The following is an 18,847-nucleotide window of genomic DNA, read 5'->3' as shown; positions in this document are numbered from 1 at the left end:
GGCTGCGCCTTACGTCCGCCCTTCCGCGGTCAGGGGCAGGGAAACCGTGAACACGCTTCCCTGCCCGGGACTGCTGACAAAACTCAAGCCCCCGCCGTGTGCTTCCAGAATGCTCTTGGTGATCACCAGCCCCAGTCCCACACCGGGAACAGCCGAGGTCACAGCCCGGTGCGCCCGGAAGAACTTGGTGAAAACCTTGTCCTGTTCCCCCTCATCCATCCCGATCCCCGTGTCGCTCACCTCGAGCCGGATTTCCTGTCCCTCCTCGGACAGCGCCACCCTCACGGTGCCCCCGTCGGGCGAATACTTGACGGCGTTGGACAGCAGGTTATCCACCACTTGGGCCAGGCGCTGCGGATCGACTTCCACTGTCAAGGTCTCGGGAATCTCCGTCACCAGGTCGACCTGGTTGGCACGGGCTTTCGGCGCCATCGAGACGATACCGGACCGGACAATTTCGGCCAGGTTCACCGGCCGACGGTCGATTTTTTGAGCTCCGGATGCCACCGACAGCAGATCGGAAACCAGGGCCAGCAGCCGTTCGGAGTTGCGCAGTGCAACCTGAAGCGCGGAGGTCACCTCCGGAGACGAGCCCTCCTCGTCCAACGCGAGGTCCAGATAGCCCATGATCGACGTCAGCGGGGTGCGCAGCTCATGGGAGACACTGGCCACGAACTCCTCCTGCGCTGCGAGGGCGGTGACCAGCGGGCTAACGTCGGTGTAAGCCACCACCGATCCGGAGAGCGCTCCGTCCGTTTTGATGGGACGGGCCGACACGCTGAGGGCAGTCTGGTGTCCCCCGTCGAGGGGGCCGAACCAGAGCAGCTGATTCGAGAAGGACTCCCCTGCGGCGGCCCGCCGCAGCGGGCTCTCGGCGTCGCAAAGGGGTGTCACGCGGTCCGGACCAAAAAACGGCCGTGCCCGGCCCGGGGCGATTTCCCCCGCGACCCTGGTCCAGGCGGACTTCAGATGGGCGTTGGTCAGCACAACGTCGCCGTCCTTATCCACCACGAGCAGGCCCACGTCCACAGCGTTCAGGACCGTGTTCAGCAAGGCCTCACGTTCCTTGCTCGCAGCCAGGCTGGCCTTCAGGACGCGGTCCTTTTCCACCAGGGCCTTCTGCTTTTCCCGCAGTTCCTCCTCGGCTGCGGCACGCGCCGCCTCTGCCGCCTCAGCCTTCCGCAGGGCTGCCAGCAGTTCCCGCTCATGGCGCCTGCGCTCGGAGGCGTTGAAGACTGCGATCCGGTCGACGTCGATGTCGTCGCCTTTGTTTTCGCTCTTCGAGCGCACACCGGACAGGAGCACCGGAATGTGCTCTCCGGCCGCGGACACCAGTTCCGCCGCCATTTCGTTGTAGCACCCCGACACCGCCAGCTGGGGCACCGCGTAGGCGGCGTAGAGCACCTGATCTCCAATGGGCAGGAGATCCACGACATTTGTGCCCAACAGCTTTTCCCGGGAATGCCCTGTCCAGGTCAGAAGCGTCCGGTTAACATCGAGAATGAATCCATCCGTGGTCAAGACGAGATATCCGCAGGCCGCGTGATGGAAATGTGCCTCATAGTCGGTGCCACCCGCTGTGGCGGCGCTTTCCGGGACTTTGCCGTGCTTGGGAGCGCTAGGCATTGGCACTCGCCTTCAGGTAACCGAGAATGGCGTCCGCCGTCTCCCGGGGTGAGCTGAGGTGCGGCATGTTTCCGAGGGCTTTCAGGTCCACACGGGTGCTGCTGGGAAGCTGTTTGTCCAGGAACAGCGAGGCCGATTCCGGGGTTAGCGGATCGCCCCGCGATTGCAGGATCAAGGCCGGGACGGGAACCTGGGGCAGCAGCTGCCGGACATCCGCGGCGAAGGACATCTGCAGGAAGTCGCGAACGTACTTTGGGCGCAACCGGCACATGTCCTCGGCCAGTTCGGTGCTGATCTCGGAATCAGGGTCCTCTCCCGCTATGTTCGGGGCCATCGCCCTGGCCCAAAGGGGGTAATTGGCCTCCACAGCAGCCAGGACACCCTCAATGTCCTCCGGCCGGAAGCCGCCGACGTACCCGTCGTCATTGACATAGCAGGGTGAGGTGCAGAGCAGGACGAGACGCGCAATCCGCGGACTCCGCGTCGAGGCAGCCAGCGCCATGGTGCCAGCGATGCTGTGCCCGACGACGGTGGCATCCTGCACGTCCAAGGCATCCAGGAGCTCGATCAGATCCTGCAGGTAACCTTCCAGGACGGCGTATTTGGCAGCGCCGTAAGCTTCGGGATCGGCTCCGCCGGTTCCCACATGATCGAACAGCACCACTTTGTAGGTCTCCGTGAAGAACGGCAGGATGCGGTTCCAGATCACCTGGTCGCAGCCAAAGCCCTGCACCAGCACCAGCACCGGTCCGTCCGCGCGTCCCAGCACGCGGACGTTGTTGCGTTCAATGACTGCGCTGGTGTTCATATCCTGTTTTCCGATCTTGACTGATTGCACCCATGCTGCCGGTTGGATTCACTGCCTGATTTTACCGAAGAAAAACCTGCGGTCATCAGACTTCTGCCGAAGCGGTAAAGGCAGCCAAACAGAGCAGAGCGGCCGGCGTGCCGAAGGCAAGAGGAATACGCGTTGTTCTACGCATGGAAGCAGAGACCTAATAATTCGATTTTGTTTGTCACCGATGAGATTACCGGCGCGGAGCGGCGCGTGAGAAGCGCTTTGATTCCCCGGGGAAACGTAACAGAGGAATCCGCTCGAGGTGAAATCCCGGTAATTGCATACTCCGGCCGCTCTGCGAAAGAATTATCCACGCCTAAACCAGAAAAGCCCTCTGACATGGGACGCAAGCTTCAAAGTGGGCTGCGTTTCTCAGACGGAGCCCACTCGGTGCACGGTCCCTGTGATCAACGGCACGGCAACTGGATGGAGTTCCCACTTCCCATGCCTTAACGATTCCCGCATGCCCGCATCAATGACCCATCGGTCCTTCCTCGAGAAGAACTCGAGTTTCGAATTGGCCGGCCCGAGAAGAACCATCCATTGCAATACCGAAAATCAGCTCAACCCTGAATCCCTCTCCGCCCGTCGGTCGTCAGCTGCCCGAGGATCCTCGCCAGCTGAGTCCGGTCTTCAGCAGAGAGCACTGAAAAATACTCGTCCGCTTCCCGGCGCCGGGCGCTGCGGATCCGGGTCCGCAGCTCCTGTCCGGCCTCACTCAGGGAGATTCGCGTGGCACGGCGGTCGTTCGGGTCCGGGGTGCGTTCCACCAGACCCTTTTCCTGGAGCTGATCGACCACTTCCGTCGCGGACCGCGGGGCGATGCGGAGCCACTCTGCCAGGTCCTTGAGGCGCACGCCGGGGCCCGAGGCATCGGCGCTCCGTCCCACGCCGTTGAGGGCGCGAAATTGATGCGGCGTCAGACCAAACGGGGCCAGCTGCTGCATCCAGCGCCCGCGCAGCCCGCGGAACGTCGCATGCATGAGCTCGCCCAGTCCGGCGGAGTTGTCCAGGGCCGAGTCGGCATCATCTGTAAGCGGCATGTCACCAGTCTACCCATTTTGTGGTAGCCACATAGTGAGGTAACCTCTCTATTGGTTGCCGTGCACCATACCGGCACCGTCAGGAGGAACCATGGCTATTCCCAACAGCGTCCGCACGGGCACCGGAAACGGCGGAAACAGCAATCGCGGCGGCGGCATGCCCGAGGCCGGCGGTCCCGGCTCCGGCGGCGGCCGCGGCGGCCCCGCCCGGCTGAACCCGGCCGACAAGAAGCAGCTCTCCCGGCATCCGGTCAGCCTGCGCCGCATCGCCGCCCTGTTCGCCCCGCACAAGGGAACCATCGCCGTCGTCGTACTGCTGATCAGTCTGGCCTCGGTGATCAACCTGGCCCAGCCGTTCCTGGTCCGGGCCGTGATCGACGATGCGCTTCCGTCCGGAAACATCCGCCTGCTCCTCGTGCTGGCCGCCTCGATGGTGGCCGTGGCGGCACTGACCTCAGTGGTCGGGGTGGTGCAGACCTGGATGGCGACCGCGATGGGCCAGCGCGTGATGCACACCCTGCGCGTGAACCTGTTCACGCATCTGCAGGCCCAGTCGCTGGGCTTCTTCACCCGCACCCGCGGCGGTGAGGTGCAGTCCCGGCTCACGCACGACATTTCCGGCATGCAGTCAGTGGTCACCACCACCGCAACCGGCGTCGCGTCCAACCTCACCACCGCTGTGGCCACCGCCGTTGCCATGGCCGCCCTCTCCCCCGGCCTCGCCCTGATCTCGCTGGTGGTGCTGCCGCCGGCGATCTGGCTGTCACGGCGCGTGGCGCAGATCCGCCGAACCGTCACTGACGAGCGCCAGCGCGAACTCGCCGCCCTGCACACCCAGGTCGAGGAGGGGCTGTCGGTCTCCGGCGTCCGGTTGGCCAAGACGCTGGGCACCATCCCGCGCGACGCCGACCGCTTCCGCACCCGCTCCGAAAAGCTTGTCGGCCTGGAGCTGCGCAGCCAGCTCGCCGGCAGCTGGCGGATGGCCACCATGCAGATAGTCTTCGCGGCAATTCCGGCGGTCATCTACCTCGCGGCCGGGTTCCCGGCCACCAGCGGCGGCATGACCGTCGGCACCCTGGTGGCGTTCACCGGGCTGCAGGCGACCATTTTCCGCCCGGTCATGGGACTGCTGAACATCGGCGTTCAGTGGGTGACCGCACTGGCTTTCTTCAGCCGGATCTTTGAATACCTGGACCTGGTGCCCGCCATCACGGCGCCGACGGATCCGGTCCGGCTGGATCCGGCCACCGTGCGCGGCGAGGTCCGGTTCGAGGGCGTGCGGTTCGCGTACGACGGCGGGACCGGGGACGGTCCCGGAGGCGGCACTGAAGTCCTGAGCTGCATCAACCTGACGCTGCCCGCCGGCACCACCACCGCCGTCGTCGGGCCCACCGGTTCCGGCAAAAGCACCCTGGCCTCACTGCTGCCGCGCCTGAATGAAGTCAGCTCCGGGCGGGTCACCATTGACGGCGTCGACGTGCGCGAGATCGCGCCGGAAGACCTGGCCCGGATTGTCGGAGTGGTGTCGCAGGAGACCTATCTGATCCACGCTTCGGTGCGCGAGAACCTGCTGCTGGCCGCCCCGGACGCCACCGACGACCAGCTCTGGCAGGCTCTCGCTGCCGCGCGGATTGCCGATGCGATCGGCGCGCTGCCGGAGGGCCTGGACACCCTCGTGGGCGCGCGCGGGCACCGGTTTTCCGGCGGTGAGCAGCAGCGCCTGGCGATAGCGCGGACCATCCTGCGCAACCCTCCGGTGCTCGTGCTGGACGAGGCGACCAGCGCCCTGGACAACACCACGGAGGCGCAGGTGCAGCAGGCGCTCGAACGGCTGTCGACCGGGCGGACCACGCTGACCATCGCGCACCGGCTTTCCACCGTGGAGAACGCCGAGCAGGTGGTGGTCCTTGACGCCGGCCGCGTCGTGGAGCGCGGAACCGCGCAGGAACTGCGGGCCGGGCACGGTGCCTTTGCCCGACTTGCCGCGCGGATGGACACGGCGGGAACCCGCTCCCTCTGAGAGGATGGAGACATGAAGACATCCCGTGCCGACACCGCCGCCGAAGAAGGCTTCTTCCCCTGGCCGCGGGAAGTACCCGCCGCATGGATCCTGAAGGCCCATCCGGTCATCCTCGCGGTCTCAGCGCTGGTGCTTTTTCACCAGTTCGCTCCCCTGCCGGCCAGCCCCATGGGCTACGTCAGCGAGATCTTCGTGCTCAGCACCGCCTACTCGATGCTGGCGGGCAAGGGCCGCAAGAAGCCGAAGCCTGCCAGCCCGCGGACCGACCCGCACAACAGCGCGGAGTAAGAAAACACTGCGGAGTAAGACTGCGCAGAAACAACAAGCCGGACCCCGCGGGGTCCGGCTTGTCTGTTGATGACCTAAGTACGGCCTATTCTGAGCCGTCCGGAGGCGGGCCGCTGCGCCCACCCAGCCGGGAGAGATACCCGGAGAACTGGCGGAGGTCGGCCGCGGACCAGGATTGCAGGATGTCGTGGTCGAGCATGATCCCGGTTTGAATGGCCTGGACCCGTTCGGCGGCCGCCGGAGTCAGCTCCAGCAGCCGGGCCCGGCCGTCCTTCGGATCCGGCTTGACCTCAATGAGGCCCAGCTCCTCCAGATGCCGTGAGTGCCGGCTGATGACGCTCTTGTCGACCATCATCATCTCGGCCACGGCACCGGATTGGGTGGCCCCAACGCGCTTGAGCAGCTGCAGGATCTTCAGCCCAAACAGCGGAAGCGCCGGGTCAATACCCTTGGCGGCGTCACGCATGCTGGCCCGGACGCTTTCGGTGAGCAGCCGCAGTGACTCCTCCACATCACTGATCGCTGAGGCCCGGGCGTCTTCCTCACGCTTCCGGTCGCCCTGGCCTTCGGCAAGGGCTGTCACGGCCGGCGCCCGTTTTCCGTTCCGGAGCCGGCGACCGGTGAGAGCGGATCCACAAGGCCCACGGCGCCCGTGGCCACGTCGGCCAGGGTGAGGTCCGCAGCGGTTTTTTCCACATCCCGGCGGCGGGCAGCCTCCTCCGGCGCAACGGCCGTTCCGGCGGCGGAAGCCCCCGCGCGTCCGGCGGCAGCATTCTTCAGCTGCACGGCGTTCTTCCGTCCGAGCTGAGCGTTGGGCAGGAAGATCACGGCAAGCAGCGTGATGGCGGCAAGCGGAACGCTGTACAGGAAGACCGAGCCCACACCCACGCCGTAGGCGCTTTCCACCACGACGGCGATGGCATCCGGCAGGGTCGAAACCTGCGGAATGGTCCCGCTGCCCAGTGCCGCAGCGGCAGCGGCCTGATCCGCCGGTGCCAGTGTCATGATGCCGTTCTTGATTTCTGAGGCCACAATCGTGCCCAGGACGGAACCGAGGACTGAAACTCCGACGGTGCCGCCGAGGCTGCGGAAGAAGGTCACAGCACTGGTGGCCACGCCGAGGTTCTTGACCTCGATGGAGTTCTGGACCACCAGCACCAGGTTCTGCATGAGCATGCCGAGCCCGGCGCCGAGAAGGGCCATGTAGATTCCCACGAGCACCAGGTTGGTGTCATAGGCCAGGGTGCTCAGCATGACGGTGCCCACCAGGGTGAGGACGGCGCCGGAAATCATCACTGCCTTCCACTTGCCCGTGCGGCTGATGACCCGGCCGAAGTAGGTCGAGGAGATCAGCAGGCCGGCCATCATCGGGATGGTGAGCAGCCCGGATTCGGTGGGCGTGGCGCCGCGGGCCAGCTGCATGTACTGGGCCAGGAAGACCGACGTGCCGAACATGGAAACACCCACGGCGATGCTGGCCACCACGGAGAGCGTGAAGGTCCGGTTCTTGAACATCGAGAGCGGAATGATCGGTTCCGGAGACTTGAATTCGACCAGGACTGCGGCGATCAGGAGCAACACCGAGCCTGCGACCATCAGGAACGAGGCCAGGGAGGCCCATTCGAACTGGCTGCCCGCCAGGGTCACCCAGATCATCAGCAGCGACACGCCGCCGGCGATCAGGACCGCACCCAAGTAGTCGATGTGGACCTTGCGCTTGGGGTGCTTGGGCAGGTGCAGGGTGAGCTGCAGCAGGATGATAGCGGCGACGGCGACCGGCAGGGCGATGAAGAAGTTCCAGCGCCAGCCGAACGCATCGGTGACGACGCCGCCCAGCAGCGGACCGCCGACGGTGCCGAGCGCCATCACGGCGCCGAACAGGCCGGCGTACTTGCCGCGGTCACGCGGGCTGATGATGTCGGCCATGATGATCTGGCTCAATGCGGCGAGTCCGCCGGCACCGAGGCCCTGGAAAACGCGGAAGACAATGAGGGTGCTGGTGTCCTGCGAGAAGCCGGCCAGCGCCGAGCCGAGCACGAAGATGCCCAGGGCCAGCTGGATGAGCAGTTTGCGGTTGAACAGGTCAGCGAATTTGCCCCACAGCGGCGTGGAGACCGTGGTCGCCAGCAGCGTTCCGGTCACCACCCAGGTATAGGCGGACTGGTCGCCGTCGAGGTCCGAGATGATCAGCGGCAGCGACGTGGAGACCACGGTGCCGGCCAGGATCGAGACAAACATGCCGAGCAGCAGGCCGGACAGCGACTCCAGCACCTGCTTGTGCGTCATGGAGCCGTCGGGCGACGCCGTCGGCCTGGGCGCCTTGCCCTTCCGTTCCTTCTTGGGCTTGGTTTGCACGTGACGCGATTCGGGGGACATCTGGCTCCTGCTAATAGTTGATTTACGTCAACTATATAAGTAGTTGCCAACCATCAACTATTAAGTGTCCAAACCCACAGCCCCGGGCACATTTTTCTCCTCTCGCCCGGCACCCAGGGGCTCCGCACCGGTGACCGCGGAGCCCGACGGAGTAAAATGGAGACTCACCAACCCGCAGATGATGACAGTTCCGTCCGAACCGTCCTGCGGATATCGTGTGGTCGGAGGTAGCGCATTGCCACTTTCCAAGGGCCAGATTCTGGTCCATCCCCACCATGGCCCCGCCGTCGTCACCGCGTTTCAAATCCATCCGCGCCTGAAAAAGGAATGTGTTGTCCTCGAGGTGCAGTCCTCCCGCCTGATGGTCTGGGTCCCCGTGGATCAGGTGGAACGCGTTGGCCTGCGGCCGGTGCTGGATGCCGCCGGGCTGGAGGCCCTGTTCCGGGTCCTGGGCGCACCCGCTGACCAGGAGGACACCCAGTGGTCCCGGCGGTTTAAGGACAACACCGAAAAAATCGCCACCGGGGATCCGCTGGTGATCGCCGCCGTCGTCCGCAATCTCATGCTCCGGAACGCCGCCGACGGACTCTCCCAAGCCGAACGGGACATGCTCCGCCAGGCACGCCGGCCCCTGCTGACCGAAATTTCGCTGGCTCTGGGCATTTCCCAGGACGACGCCGGCGTGCGGCTCGACAGCACATGGCCGCCGTTCCGGGCGCTGGCCTAGGTGCATTCCGGACAGGACAAACGCGGCGTCCCCGGGCAATCCGGCTGGTAGCTTAGGCTCCTCGTGGGTCGCCCCCGCCCCATGGCGGCCCGGGAGCCCCGGATCGCCGCCGGACCCGGATGATTTCCACCGGCGTGCGCGGCGCAGAACCAACCTGCTTGACGGCAAAAAGGACCGGCCGGAGCATCTGCTCCGGCCGGTCCTTTCGATCAATCGGTCGTACTTAGACCGTTGCTGCGATCTTCATGCCGTGCATGTTCACCAGCAGGTCGCGGCAAGCCTTGACCTGGCGGTGTGCCTCGGCGTCGTCCCAGCCGAGCTGCGGAGCCAGCAGGTCAGCCATTTCGTTCAGCATCTCTGCGGTCACCAGGCCGCGGAAGGCCAGAGACGTGCGGCGGATCAGGATGTCCGAGAGGCGCGTGACCTGCTCGTTTTCCACCATGTAGGTCAGCTCGCGGGTGCTCAGCTCAGGGGTGGAGGCCAGCGGCTGGTCTCCGCCCTGGGCCAGGAAGGCCAGCACATCGGTGGCACGGGTGCCGTAGCGGGTCAGCAGCACGCGGACGCGGTCGCGGTCGGCAACCTCGTTTGCGGTGCGGTTCACCCAGAGGCGCTCCTCGGCGTCGGTGCGCGGGAAGTTCTTGCCGCCGCCGATCTGAAGTTCCGTCGTCGTCGTCTTCCGCGGCATGCCCAGAGCGGTCATCGCGTCGGAGGCGAGCGTCTCGGAGAGGGCGCGGAACGTGGTCCACTTGCCGCCCACCAGGCTCAGCGTGGTGACGTTCTTGCCGCCGCGGCTGTCGATGCGCTTCTCGATGCGGTAGTCGCGGGACACGAAGCCGGGCGAGGTGTCGTCATGCTTCGGCAGCGGGCGAACCCCGGAGAAGGTGTAGACGATGTGGTCGCGGCGCACGTCGATGCTCGGGAACACGTGGGCGACGAGTTCGAAGAAGTACTCGATCTCGTCATCGGTGCAGACCGAGTCCTCGTTGATGTCGGCGTCAATGTCGGTGGTGCCCACCAGTACGCGGTCACCCATCGGGTAAATCAGGACGATGCGGCCATCGGTGTGCTCGAAGAACATTTCACGGCCGGCGCAGGCCTCCAGCAGTTCCGGGTGGTCCAGCACGATGTGTGAGCCCTTGGTGCCGCCCATGAAGGAGGTGCGCTTGCCGAAGGAGTCATTGGTCTCGTCGACCCAGGCGCCGGTGGCGTTGATGACGACGTCGGCGTCGAACAGGAATTCCTCGCCCGTCAGCTCGTCGCGCAGCAGCGTGCCGGCGTCGGTGGTTCCCACAGCGGACACGTAGTTGCTGGCGCGGGACTGCGGGTTGGCTTCGAGGCCGTCGCGCAGCACGTCCAGGGTCAGGCGCTCCGGGTTGTGCACGGAGGCGTCAAAGTAGGTGGCGGTGTACTTGACGTCGGACCGCAGCTTGGGCAGTTCCTGCAGGGACTTCTTCTTGCCCACGAAGTTGTGCTTGGGGGCAACGCGCCCACCGCGGGAGAAGAAGTCATACATCATCAGGCCGGCCTTGATAAGCAGGGCGCCGCGCTCGTTCGGCTTGCCCTGCTTGTGCGTCAGGAAGCGCATGGGCGCGGCCGTGATGCCGGCAAAGGTGCTGGTGATCGGGATGGTGGTCTGCAGCGGCTTAACATAGTGCGGTGCGAGGCGGAGCAGCGCATTGCGCTCGACGACGGACTCGTGCACCAGGCGGAACTCGCCATTTTCCAGGTAGCGGATGCCGCCGTGGATCATGTGGGAGGACGCACCGGAGGCGCCCTGGCAGTAGTCTCCACGCTCAACGAGGACAACGTCCACGCCCTGCAGCGACAGGTCCCGGAAGGTACCGACGCCGTTAATGCCGCCGCCGACGATCAGCACCGAGGCCCGGGGGCGGTCCTTCAGCTGCTGAACCACCGGGCGGGCGGCGGTTTTTCCCTTATTGGGGTTCACGGAATTGTCCACGACTATCTCCAAACGCTTCTGTGGCGGCTTTGCCATTCCCTCAATGTTCGAAGCCGGGAGGCCCGCGGATCGACCGGATGCACAAACGTGCAGCCTGACATAATGGATGCATGACCAACACAGCGGTTCAGTCGGAGCAAAAGTGAACATTGGTGTCAGTTCGCGGCCGGAGAAGCAGCCGGGCGGCGGGACGGTTCGGGCAGAGTCGGAAACCCGGACCAGAGACGCGCTTCGGGCCGCACAGATGTACTACCTGCAGAACCTGACCATGGAAGCGATTGCCAGGGAGCTGCGGATCTCGCGCTCCACGGTGTCGCGGCTGCTGTCCCATGCGCGGAGCACCGGGCTGGTGGAGATCAGGATCAAGAGCGCCGCAGACCGGGCCCCGGCGCTGGAGAAGGAAATCAGCACCCGTTTCGGCATCCAGGCCAAGGTGGTTCCGGTGGCCGAGGGGGTCTCCCCCGCACAGATCCTGCAGCGCGTGGCCGTGCAGGCGGCGCACCTGATCAATCCGCTGATCGATTCCGACGCGATCGTCGGTGTTGCGTGGGGCTCCACGCTGACCGCGGTTAGCCAGCACCTCTCCGTGAAGAACACGCACGACAGCACAATTGTGCAGATGAACGGGGCGGGCAACTTCCGGACCTCCGGCATCACCTACGCCAGCGAGATCCTGCAGCGGTTCGGCCACGCCTACGGCGCCCGCGTGGTGCAGTTCCCGGTGCCCGCCTTCTTCGACCACACCGAAACCAAGGAGGCCATGTGGCGGGAACGGCCGGTCAAGCGTGTCCTGGATCTGCAGGCACGGATGAACACCGCCATCTTCGGCGTCGGGTCCATGGAGGCCGGTGTGCCCAGCCATGTATACAACGGGGCCTACCTGGACGAGGAGGATCTGGACGACCTGCTGGCCGAGGAGGTGGTGGGCGACGTCGCCACCATGTTCTACCGGGCCGACGGCACCTGGGACGGCATCCGGCTCAATGACCGCAGCACCGGACCGGATCTGCACGTACTGCGCCAGGTGCCGCGGCGGATCTGCGTCGTGGCCGGCGAAGCGAAAACCACCAGTCTCCTGGGTGCGCTCCGCGCGGGCCTGGTGACGGATCTGATCCTGGACGAGAATTCCGCCCGCCGGCTGGCCTCCAGCTAGGCGGCGCCCTCCAGCATCGCCGCCGACCGGTTCCACAGCCCCAGGGCCAGCACGCCGTCGCCGGTCTGGCGGTTGGGCCGGGCTACCTTGTTCCGCCGAAAGTATTTGCCGGTCGGGTAGTCCTCACCGGGAGTGCCCTCGGCGAGGTACACGAGCGTGCGTGCTCCCGCTTCGGGAGTCCGGGCCAGCCGGCGCACGGGCGAGCGGTAGGCGGCCCGGATGAGCGGGCTCTGCGTGCTCAGGAAGGCCGAGCCCACCAGTCCAGGGTGGAAGGCAGTGGACGTTGCTCCGTGCGAGCGGTAGCGCCGGTCAAATTCCCCGGTGAACAGGATCTGCTCGAGTTTGGTGGCAGCGTAGGCCCGGAAGGGCTTGTAGCCCTTTTCCTGTTCCAGGTCCTCCAGGTCCACCCGTGCGAACAGGTTTGCGGAACTGGAAGTGTTGATTACCGTTCCCCGGGACTCCAGCAGCCGGTCGGTGAGCAGCCGGGTCAGGAGGAAGGGTGCAAGGTAGTTCACTTGTAGTGTTTTCTCGTGCCCGTCGACGGTCACTTGCCGTTCCTTGCCGAACATCGCTCCGGCGTTGTTCGCCAGCACGTTTATCCGCGGGAAGCGCTGAAGGATCTCCGAGGCCAGATTCCGCACGCTGTTCAGATCGGCGAAGTCGGCCAGGATGTACTGCCCGCCGGTGTCATCGGCCACGGCCGCGGTTCGTTCCGGCGAGCGGCCGACCACCACCACCTGGTGTCCGTCCCCGGCCAGCTGCCGCGCGGCGGCCGCGCCGATGCCCCCGCTCGCGCCGGTGATCACAATGGTCTTGGGAGCCACGGCAGCCCGCTTTCCTTGAAGGACCCGGAAGCAATTACCCTAGCGGTGCTGTTCTGCCAGCGATACCTCGTGGTCCACGTTGGATGGATCCCGGGCTGCGTCCGGAGCTGCGGCTTCGGCGAGCCGTCGTTCCGAATTCGAGATGGTTCCCTTGAACCGGCCGACCGCTGACTTGATGCGGCGAATTTTGACACCGGTCAAAAGCCGTGGCCCGCTGGGCCGGGCGTCATAGGCAAACAGGCAGGCAGGAACTGCCAATCCACAGAGCGTCGCCAGCGAAGCTACTGCGAAGTCCAGCATCGTGGTCAATATGGAACAAGTAACGAGAAACATCATTCCCACAAAGAACACGTAAAAGAAACCGTAAAAAACGGCGGACGCACACTGCTTCTTCCTACGGAACTCCTCGACGGCGAGATACATCTCAGTTGTCACAAGCGCCCACCCTGCGGCAATAAACCACAGCAGCAGGTACAGGAGGGCATTCCACTCCAGCTGAACCGTGGAGCCGATTCGGACACACAAGACGGTGAAGACGACCGATAATATTCCGGCACCCGCACACCATAACGCGTACGATGCCTTAACGTGATTTTTGGAAAAGTTGCTGAGGCTGGTTGGCCGTTCATTCACTTTATTCAGCGCGTCTTCAAAAACGGCCAGTTGTTGTCTGGCCTCGAAGAGCGTCAGCCGATGGACGTCGGCGCGCACCCTGTGCAACGGGATGATCGCCGAGCAGAGGATTCCCGTGCCGGCGGCAATGATCACATCGGGAAGACTTGCCGGTAGCAGCGGATCAACGCTAAGCAGCGACAGCCATGCGAGCACCGCCGACACGCCTGCGACCACCACGGAAAAGTCGTCCAGCGCCATCCTCGCTGCGCGGTTATTTATCGTATCGTTTTCCTCAGGGGGCGTCGGCACGGCACTGAGCGCCAAGAAGAGTGCAATTGACAAGGCCGCAAGGGCAACCAGCAACGCACCGGGTTGAAAATCGTCGCGGAAGTTGGAGGAGGTATTTCCTGCCCATCGGAGAAAGCCCCACGTGACAGTATCAACATCGGTTTCCGGCCAACCCGAAAACGCGGCCAGCAGATTCACCCAATAGATCAGCCATGCCAGGGCTCCGGCCAACATGAACATAACCGATGAAGATATCATCAGCCTGATCTGCATCGCGCGCTTCTCGCGGCGCAGCGCCTTTAAACTCTCATCGTCGAAGATGTTCACCATGACGCTGTTCCCCCAGTGACGACAGGCCAGCCCTCCGGCCGGCACCCGGCCATAATCCTACGGCCCGGCGCTCCCGGTGACCTTGGTCCGGTACCGCGCCGCTCAGCCCGACGGCCGGCGCCGCCAGAAAGCTGCCATCAGGGCGCCGGAGACGTTGTGCCAGACCGAGAACACCGCGGCCGGCAAGGCCGCCTCGGGAGTGAAGTAGTCCCGGGCGAGCCCGGCGGCCAGGCCGGAGTTCTGCATGCCCACTTCAATGGCCATCGTGCGCCGCGCGGCCAGGGGCTGCCGGAACAGTTTCGCCACACCGTAGCCCAGGCCCAAGCCCAAGCCGTTGTGCAGGATCACGGCCAGCAGGATCAGCCAGCCGGCGGTAAAGATGGCGGCCGCGCTGCCCGAGACCACTGCGACAACAACGAAGGTGATGGCGATGACGGAGATCCAGGGCAGCGCCGGCAGCACCCGGTCAACCAGCTGCGGCATGACGTACCGGATGACCAGGCCGAGCACCACCGGAATCAGCACAATCTGGACGATGGACAGGGCCATGGAGCCGGCGTCGACGGACATGTACCTGCCGGCCAGCCACAGGGCCAGCAGCGGGGTGAAGATCGGCGCGAGCAGGGTGGACACCGAGGTCATCGCCACGGAGAGGGCCACATTGCCGCGCGCCAGATAGGTCACCACGTTGGATGCCGTTCCGCCCGGGGCGCAGCCCACGAGGATCACGCCGGCAGCGAGTTCCGGACTCAGCTGCAGGGCCCAGGCGACCGCAAGGCCGAGCAGCGGCATGACCACATACTGCGCCACAACGCCGAGCAGCACCGGGAGCGGCTGCCGGACGACCAGGGCGAAGTCCGGCAAGGTCAGGGTCAGACCCATGCCGAACATGATGAGCATGAGGGCGGGATTGACGTATCCGGACAGCCCGGTGAATGGATCCGGAAAGAACAGGGCCACCGCTCCCCCGGCAAGGATCAGCAGGGGAAAGACCGTTACGGCGATGCGCGCACTGCGCTCTTCGGCGGTTTGGAGACGTTTCGGAGCTGCGGTGGCGGAGTTCGGCGACATCCCTACATGCTGGCACTTCCGTCCCCCTCCAGCTGATTTGTGACGCGGCGCTACAGTTGCCGCCAGCCCGGCCGGGCGTGGCGGGCGCTAGGCGAGTTTCACTTTCCGGGAGAAGAGTTTCTGGAGAAGGATAAAGACCAGCAAAAGCGCTCCGATGACGATGCGCGTCCACCACGAGCTGAGCGTTCCCTCATATGAGATGAAGGTCTGGACAATTCCCAGAACCAGGACTCCCGCCAGGGAGCCGACGACGTAGCCGTATCCGCCGGTGAGAAGCGTCCCGCCAACCACTACCGCCGCGATGGCATCCAGTTCCATGCCGGTGGCCGCCAGGCTGTATCCGGACAAGCTGTAGAACGAAAAGAGGATTCCGGCGGTTGCGGCGCAGAAGCCGCTGATCGTATAGACGAGTATTTTCGTCCGAGGCACTGCCAGGCCCATCAGCACCGCGGAGGCTTCGCCGCCGCCAACGGCGTAAACCGTCCTGCCAAAACGCGTCTGGTGCAGGACATAGACTGCGGCGGCGACCACCAGCAGCGCGATGATGACACCGGGCGACACGAACAGGTTCCCGGGCAGCCGAATGCGGGCCTGGGCCATGGACGTAAAAAACGGATCCGTGACAGTGATCGAGTTGAGGCTGATGACGTAACAGAGCCCCCTGGCAAGGAAGAGTCCCGCAAGGGTCACGATGAAGGGCTGGATTTCAAAGACTTGGATGATGGCTCCCATGACCAGTCCGAAGACGGCTCCGGTCAGTAGGACGACGGCGATAACCGCGAACGGATTCCACCCTGCTTGCAGCAGCGCTGCGGCGATCATCATCGAGAGGGCGACGACGGACCCCACCGACAGGTCGATTCCACCGGTCAGGATGACAAAGGTCATGCCGACGGCAAGGACAATCAGGAAGGTGTTGTCGATCAGGAGGTTAAGGAAAACCTGCCCGGAGAGAAACCCCGGGTACATGAGCGCGCCGGCTGCGAACATGGCAAGGAACAGTCCGATGGTTGCAAGGGTCGGTGCGTATTTCGCCTTTCCCTGCAGACCGCTCGTTCGGTTGTGGGTGGCGGGGGCCGAGGGGCTGGTGAGGACTGACATCAGATGGCCACCTTCGGTTTCGAACTTGTAGTTGCCGGGCGTTTGCGCTGCCGGAGCAGTGTCCGAGCCTTCGGCGACTGCAGCAGGCAGACAACGATGACAACGAGGGCCTTGAAGACCAGCGTCACCTCAGGCGGGATGCCGAGGGTGTAGACGGTTGTCGTCAGGGTCTGGATGATGAGCGCACCGATGAGTGTCCCCACCAGGCTGTACCGGCCGCCGGCCAGCGAGGTCCCGCCGATCACCACCGCGAGGATCGCGTCCATCTCGATAAAGAGCCCGGCATTGTTCGCGTCCGCCGCCGTGACGTTGGAGCTGATCATCAGCCCGGCAACCGCGGCGCAAAAGCCGCTGAAAATGTACACGATCCAGGTGATGGTGCGGGCGTTAAGCCCGGCCAGCCGGCTCGCCACCGGGTTGATGCCTACGGCCTCAATAAGAGTCCCCAGCGCCGTTCGCCGGGTTAACAATCCCGCTGCGGCACATACGGCGGCCGCAATGAGAATCGAGATGGGGAGCGCCAGAAAAAACCCGGCGCCGATGGCGTGGTACGGGTCATTGGAGACGGTGATGATCTGGCCGTCGGTGACGAGCTGGGCCAGGCCGCGGCCCGCCGTCATGAGGACCAAGGTGGCGATGATGGGCTGGATCCCGATCACGGCGACCAGGAAACCGTTCCACGCTCCCAAGGCCAGGCCGGCACCCACCGCAATCGCCGCTCCGGTGAGTGCGGTCTGGGCGGACCCGGGATCCGCGGCATTGTAGATGTAGGTGCACGAGATGGCGCCGGCGATGGCTGCTGTTGCCCCCACTGAAAGGTCGATGCCCCGCGATGCAATCACCAGAGTCATGCCGAGGGCGATCAGAATCGTGGGTGCTCCGTTGCGGAGGATATCGATCAGGCTGCCGTAGAGGTGGCCGTCCTGGACCCGAACCGCGAGAAAATCGCTTCTGAACACCTGGTTGAGGAGCAGCAGCAGAACCAGGGCCAGAGCTGGCCAGGTAAGCCGGTGCCGAATGACGGCGTTCATGCCGGAGTCCCCGCGATGATCGTCATGACATCCTCCATGGAGACGCCGTCGTTGGGCAGGTCCGCCACCATTTCCCGGTCCTTGAGGACCGCAATGTGGTCACTCAGGCGAAGCACCTCCTCCAATTCGGCGGAAATGAAGACAATCGCCATGCCCTCGGCAGCCAGGTTGCTGATCAGCAGCTGGATTTGGGTTTTCGCGCCGATGTCGATGCCCCTGGTGGGTTCATCGAGAATGAGAAGCTTGGGGTTGGTGATCAGCCAGCGCGCGAGGAGCACCTTCTGCTGGTTGCCGCCGCTGAGGTTTCGGACCAGGGCATCTTTGTTGGCGGGACGGATATCCAAAGTTTCGATGAACTTCCCGGCGAGCTGATCCTGCTGGTGGCGGGGAATCTTCCGCAGCCATCCCTTGCTCGCCTGCATGGCCAGGACCAGATTGTCCCGAACCGAGAGATCACCGACAAGGCCCTCCGCCTGGCGGTTCTCCGATGAGAATCCAATTCCCCGGTTGATCGCGGCACGCGGGTTCCGCAGGCTCCGGCTCGTGCCGCCGAGGATCAGCTCACCCTGGTCGGCGCGGTCGGCGCCAAAGAGCAGCCTCGCCGTTTCAGTTCGCCCTGATCCCAGCAACCCCGCCAGTCCAAGGATCCGCCCCGGTTCGATGGAGAGGTTGATGTTCCCGACGGAGCCCTTTCGCCCAAGATTCTTCGCCTGGAGGAAGGGGACGGCGTCCACGTTTTCCGGCCGGGGTTGGGATTCGGTCCGGTCGAGTTCAGCGAGGACTTCCAATTCCTTGCCGATCATTTTCGAGATCAGTCCCATCCGCGGCAATTCGGAGGTCAGGTATTCCCCCACCAGTTTCCCATTCCGGAGAACCGTCATGCGATCGGAGATTTCATACACCTGTTCAAGGAAGTGGGACACAAAGAGGATTGCGACTCCCCTGTTCCGCAAGGTGCGGATAACAGTGAAGAGCTGCTGCACCTCGTCGAGGTCCAGGCTGGACGTGGGTTCATCGAGGATGAGCACCCTTGAGTCGATCTGAACTGAACGCGCTATGGCGACCAGCTGCTGGATCGCGATGGAGTGCGTGGAAAGTACGGAGCCCGGGTCAATGTGTCCGAGTTGGAGCAGTTCGAGTACTTCGCGGGCTTTTCTGCGGACTTCCCTCCAATGAATGCTCCCCCGCCTGCGGGGCTCCCGTCCCAGGAGGATGTTCTCCTCGACCGACAGATTCGGGCAGAGGTTCACCTCCTGATAAACGGTGCTGATGCCGGCATTTTGCGCTTCGGCGGGCGTGGCGAATTCGTGGGTCACACCCAGGACGGTGATGGCACCGCCGTCGACGGCGTAAACCCCGGTCAGTGCCTTGATCAGCGTTGATTTTCCCGCGCCGTTTTCCCCCATGAGGGCATGCACTTCACCCGGAAACAGTCGGAAGTCCACGCGGTCAAGTGCCTTCACCCCGGGAAACTCAACCGAAATTCCGTGCATCTCCACCACTGGAACGGTCTCGTTCATGTTTCTGTCTTCCTGTAACTGGAATGCGGTGAGCGC

Annotated in this window: 16 protein-coding genes; 4 read left to right on the top strand and 12 right to left on the bottom strand. The window is 64.4% G+C overall.

What is annotated here, in order from left to right; all coding sequences use genetic code 11:
- Positions 1–9 precede the first annotated feature (9 nt).
- From QNO08_RS07745 to QNO08_RS07735, 3 genes are all read right to left on the bottom strand, one after another.
- A complete protein-coding gene (locus QNO08_RS07745) occupies positions 10–1,626 on the bottom strand; it encodes a PAS domain-containing sensor histidine kinase (RefSeq protein ID WP_229966717.1) in 1,617 nt (538 codons plus the stop codon).
- Complete coding sequence (locus tag QNO08_RS07740) at positions 1,619–2,434, bottom strand: alpha/beta fold hydrolase (protein WP_229966718.1); 816 nt, start codon at positions 2,432–2,434, stop codon at positions 1,619–1,621. Before QNO08_RS07740 ends, QNO08_RS07745 begins: the two co-directional genes overlap by 8 nt.
- Before the next feature lie 593 nt (positions 2,435–3,027).
- Positions 3,028–3,507 (bottom strand): MarR family winged helix-turn-helix transcriptional regulator, encoded by a 480-nt coding sequence (locus QNO08_RS07735; protein ID WP_229966719.1) that lies wholly within the window; start codon positions 3,505–3,507, stop codon positions 3,028–3,030.
- A 157-nt stretch (positions 3,508–3,664) separates the two neighbouring features.
- Here QNO08_RS07735 and QNO08_RS07730 point away from each other — a divergent pair, with 157 nt between their 5' ends.
- On the top strand, positions 3,665–5,527 hold the full coding sequence (locus QNO08_RS07730; RefSeq protein ID WP_229966990.1) for an ABC transporter ATP-binding protein: 1,863 nt from the start codon (positions 3,665–3,667) through the stop codon (positions 5,525–5,527).
- A gap of 12 nt (positions 5,528–5,539) precedes the next feature.
- Positions 5,540–5,815, top strand: a complete 276-nt coding sequence (locus tag QNO08_RS07725) for a hypothetical protein (protein ID WP_229966720.1) — start codon at positions 5,540–5,542, stop codon at positions 5,813–5,815.
- Positions 5,816–5,900: 85 nt separating this feature from the next.
- On the opposite strand, the gene QNO08_RS07720 is transcribed toward QNO08_RS07725, so the two are convergent.
- A complete protein-coding gene (locus tag QNO08_RS07720; protein WP_229966721.1) occupies positions 5,901–6,398 on the bottom strand; it encodes a MarR family winged helix-turn-helix transcriptional regulator in 498 nt (165 codons plus the stop codon).
- Entirely contained in the window at positions 6,395–8,101 is a 1,707-nt protein-coding gene (locus QNO08_RS07715) for an MDR family MFS transporter (RefSeq protein WP_229966991.1), read from the bottom strand. Before QNO08_RS07715 ends, QNO08_RS07720 begins: the two co-directional genes overlap by 4 nt.
- Before the next feature lie 325 nt (positions 8,102–8,426).
- On the opposite strand from QNO08_RS07715, the gene QNO08_RS07710 reads away from it, so the two are divergent.
- Positions 8,427–8,918 carry a CarD family transcriptional regulator gene (locus QNO08_RS07710; RefSeq protein ID WP_229966722.1) on the top strand — a complete coding sequence of 164 codons (492 nt, stop codon included), beginning with the start codon at positions 8,427–8,429 and terminating at the stop codon, positions 8,916–8,918.
- Positions 8,919–9,141: 223 nt separating this feature from the next.
- Here the strand turns inward: QNO08_RS07710 and QNO08_RS07705 are convergent, their stop codons facing one another.
- On the bottom strand, positions 9,142–10,914 hold the full coding sequence (locus QNO08_RS07705) for a glycerol-3-phosphate dehydrogenase/oxidase (RefSeq protein ID WP_229966723.1): 1,773 nt from the start codon (positions 10,912–10,914) through the stop codon (positions 9,142–9,144).
- Positions 10,915–11,026: 112 nt separating this feature from the next.
- On the opposite strand from QNO08_RS07705, the gene QNO08_RS07700 reads away from it, so the two are divergent.
- Positions 11,027–12,031, top strand: coding sequence for a sugar-binding transcriptional regulator (locus QNO08_RS07700; protein WP_442860529.1), 1,005 nt, complete (start codon positions 11,027–11,029; stop codon positions 12,029–12,031).
- On the opposite strand, the gene QNO08_RS07695 is transcribed toward QNO08_RS07700, so the two are convergent.
- The 6 genes from QNO08_RS07695 to QNO08_RS07670 all read right to left on the bottom strand — a co-directional run bounded on the left by QNO08_RS07695 (position 12,028) and on the right by QNO08_RS07670 (position 18,811).
- Complete coding sequence (locus QNO08_RS07695; RefSeq protein WP_229966724.1) at positions 12,028–12,855, bottom strand: SDR family NAD(P)-dependent oxidoreductase; 828 nt, start codon at positions 12,853–12,855, stop codon at positions 12,028–12,030. The genes QNO08_RS07700 and QNO08_RS07695 overlap by 4 nt on opposite strands.
- Before the next feature lie 39 nt (positions 12,856–12,894).
- Complete coding sequence (locus QNO08_RS07690; protein ID WP_229966725.1) at positions 12,895–14,088, bottom strand: hypothetical protein; 1,194 nt, start codon at positions 14,086–14,088, stop codon at positions 12,895–12,897.
- Between the two features lie 102 nt (positions 14,089–14,190).
- Positions 14,191–15,159, bottom strand: a complete 969-nt coding sequence (locus QNO08_RS07685; RefSeq protein WP_229966726.1) for a bile acid:sodium symporter family protein — start codon at positions 15,157–15,159, stop codon at positions 14,191–14,193.
- A gap of 87 nt (positions 15,160–15,246) precedes the next feature.
- Positions 15,247–16,260, bottom strand: a complete 1,014-nt coding sequence (yjfF, locus tag QNO08_RS07680) for a galactofuranose ABC transporter, permease protein YjfF (RefSeq protein ID WP_229966727.1) — start codon at positions 16,258–16,260, stop codon at positions 15,247–15,249.
- Positions 16,260–17,291, bottom strand: coding sequence for an ABC transporter permease (locus tag QNO08_RS07675; protein WP_229966728.1), 1,032 nt, complete (start codon positions 17,289–17,291; stop codon positions 16,260–16,262). The genes yjfF and QNO08_RS07675 overlap by 1 nt, the downstream gene beginning before the upstream one ends.
- Positions 17,288–18,811, bottom strand: coding sequence for a sugar ABC transporter ATP-binding protein (locus tag QNO08_RS07670; RefSeq protein ID WP_229966729.1), 1,524 nt, complete (start codon positions 18,809–18,811; stop codon positions 17,288–17,290). Before QNO08_RS07670 ends, QNO08_RS07675 begins: the two co-directional genes overlap by 4 nt.
- Positions 18,812–18,847 lie beyond the last annotated feature (36 nt).

Origin of the sequence: Arthrobacter sp. zg-Y820 (assembly GCF_030142155.1) — a bacterium.
Classification (GTDB): Bacteria; Actinomycetota; Actinomycetes; order Actinomycetales; family Micrococcaceae; genus Arthrobacter_B.
Note: the sequence above shows the minus strand (reverse complement) of the source record. Positions and strands in the feature narration are given on the sequence as shown.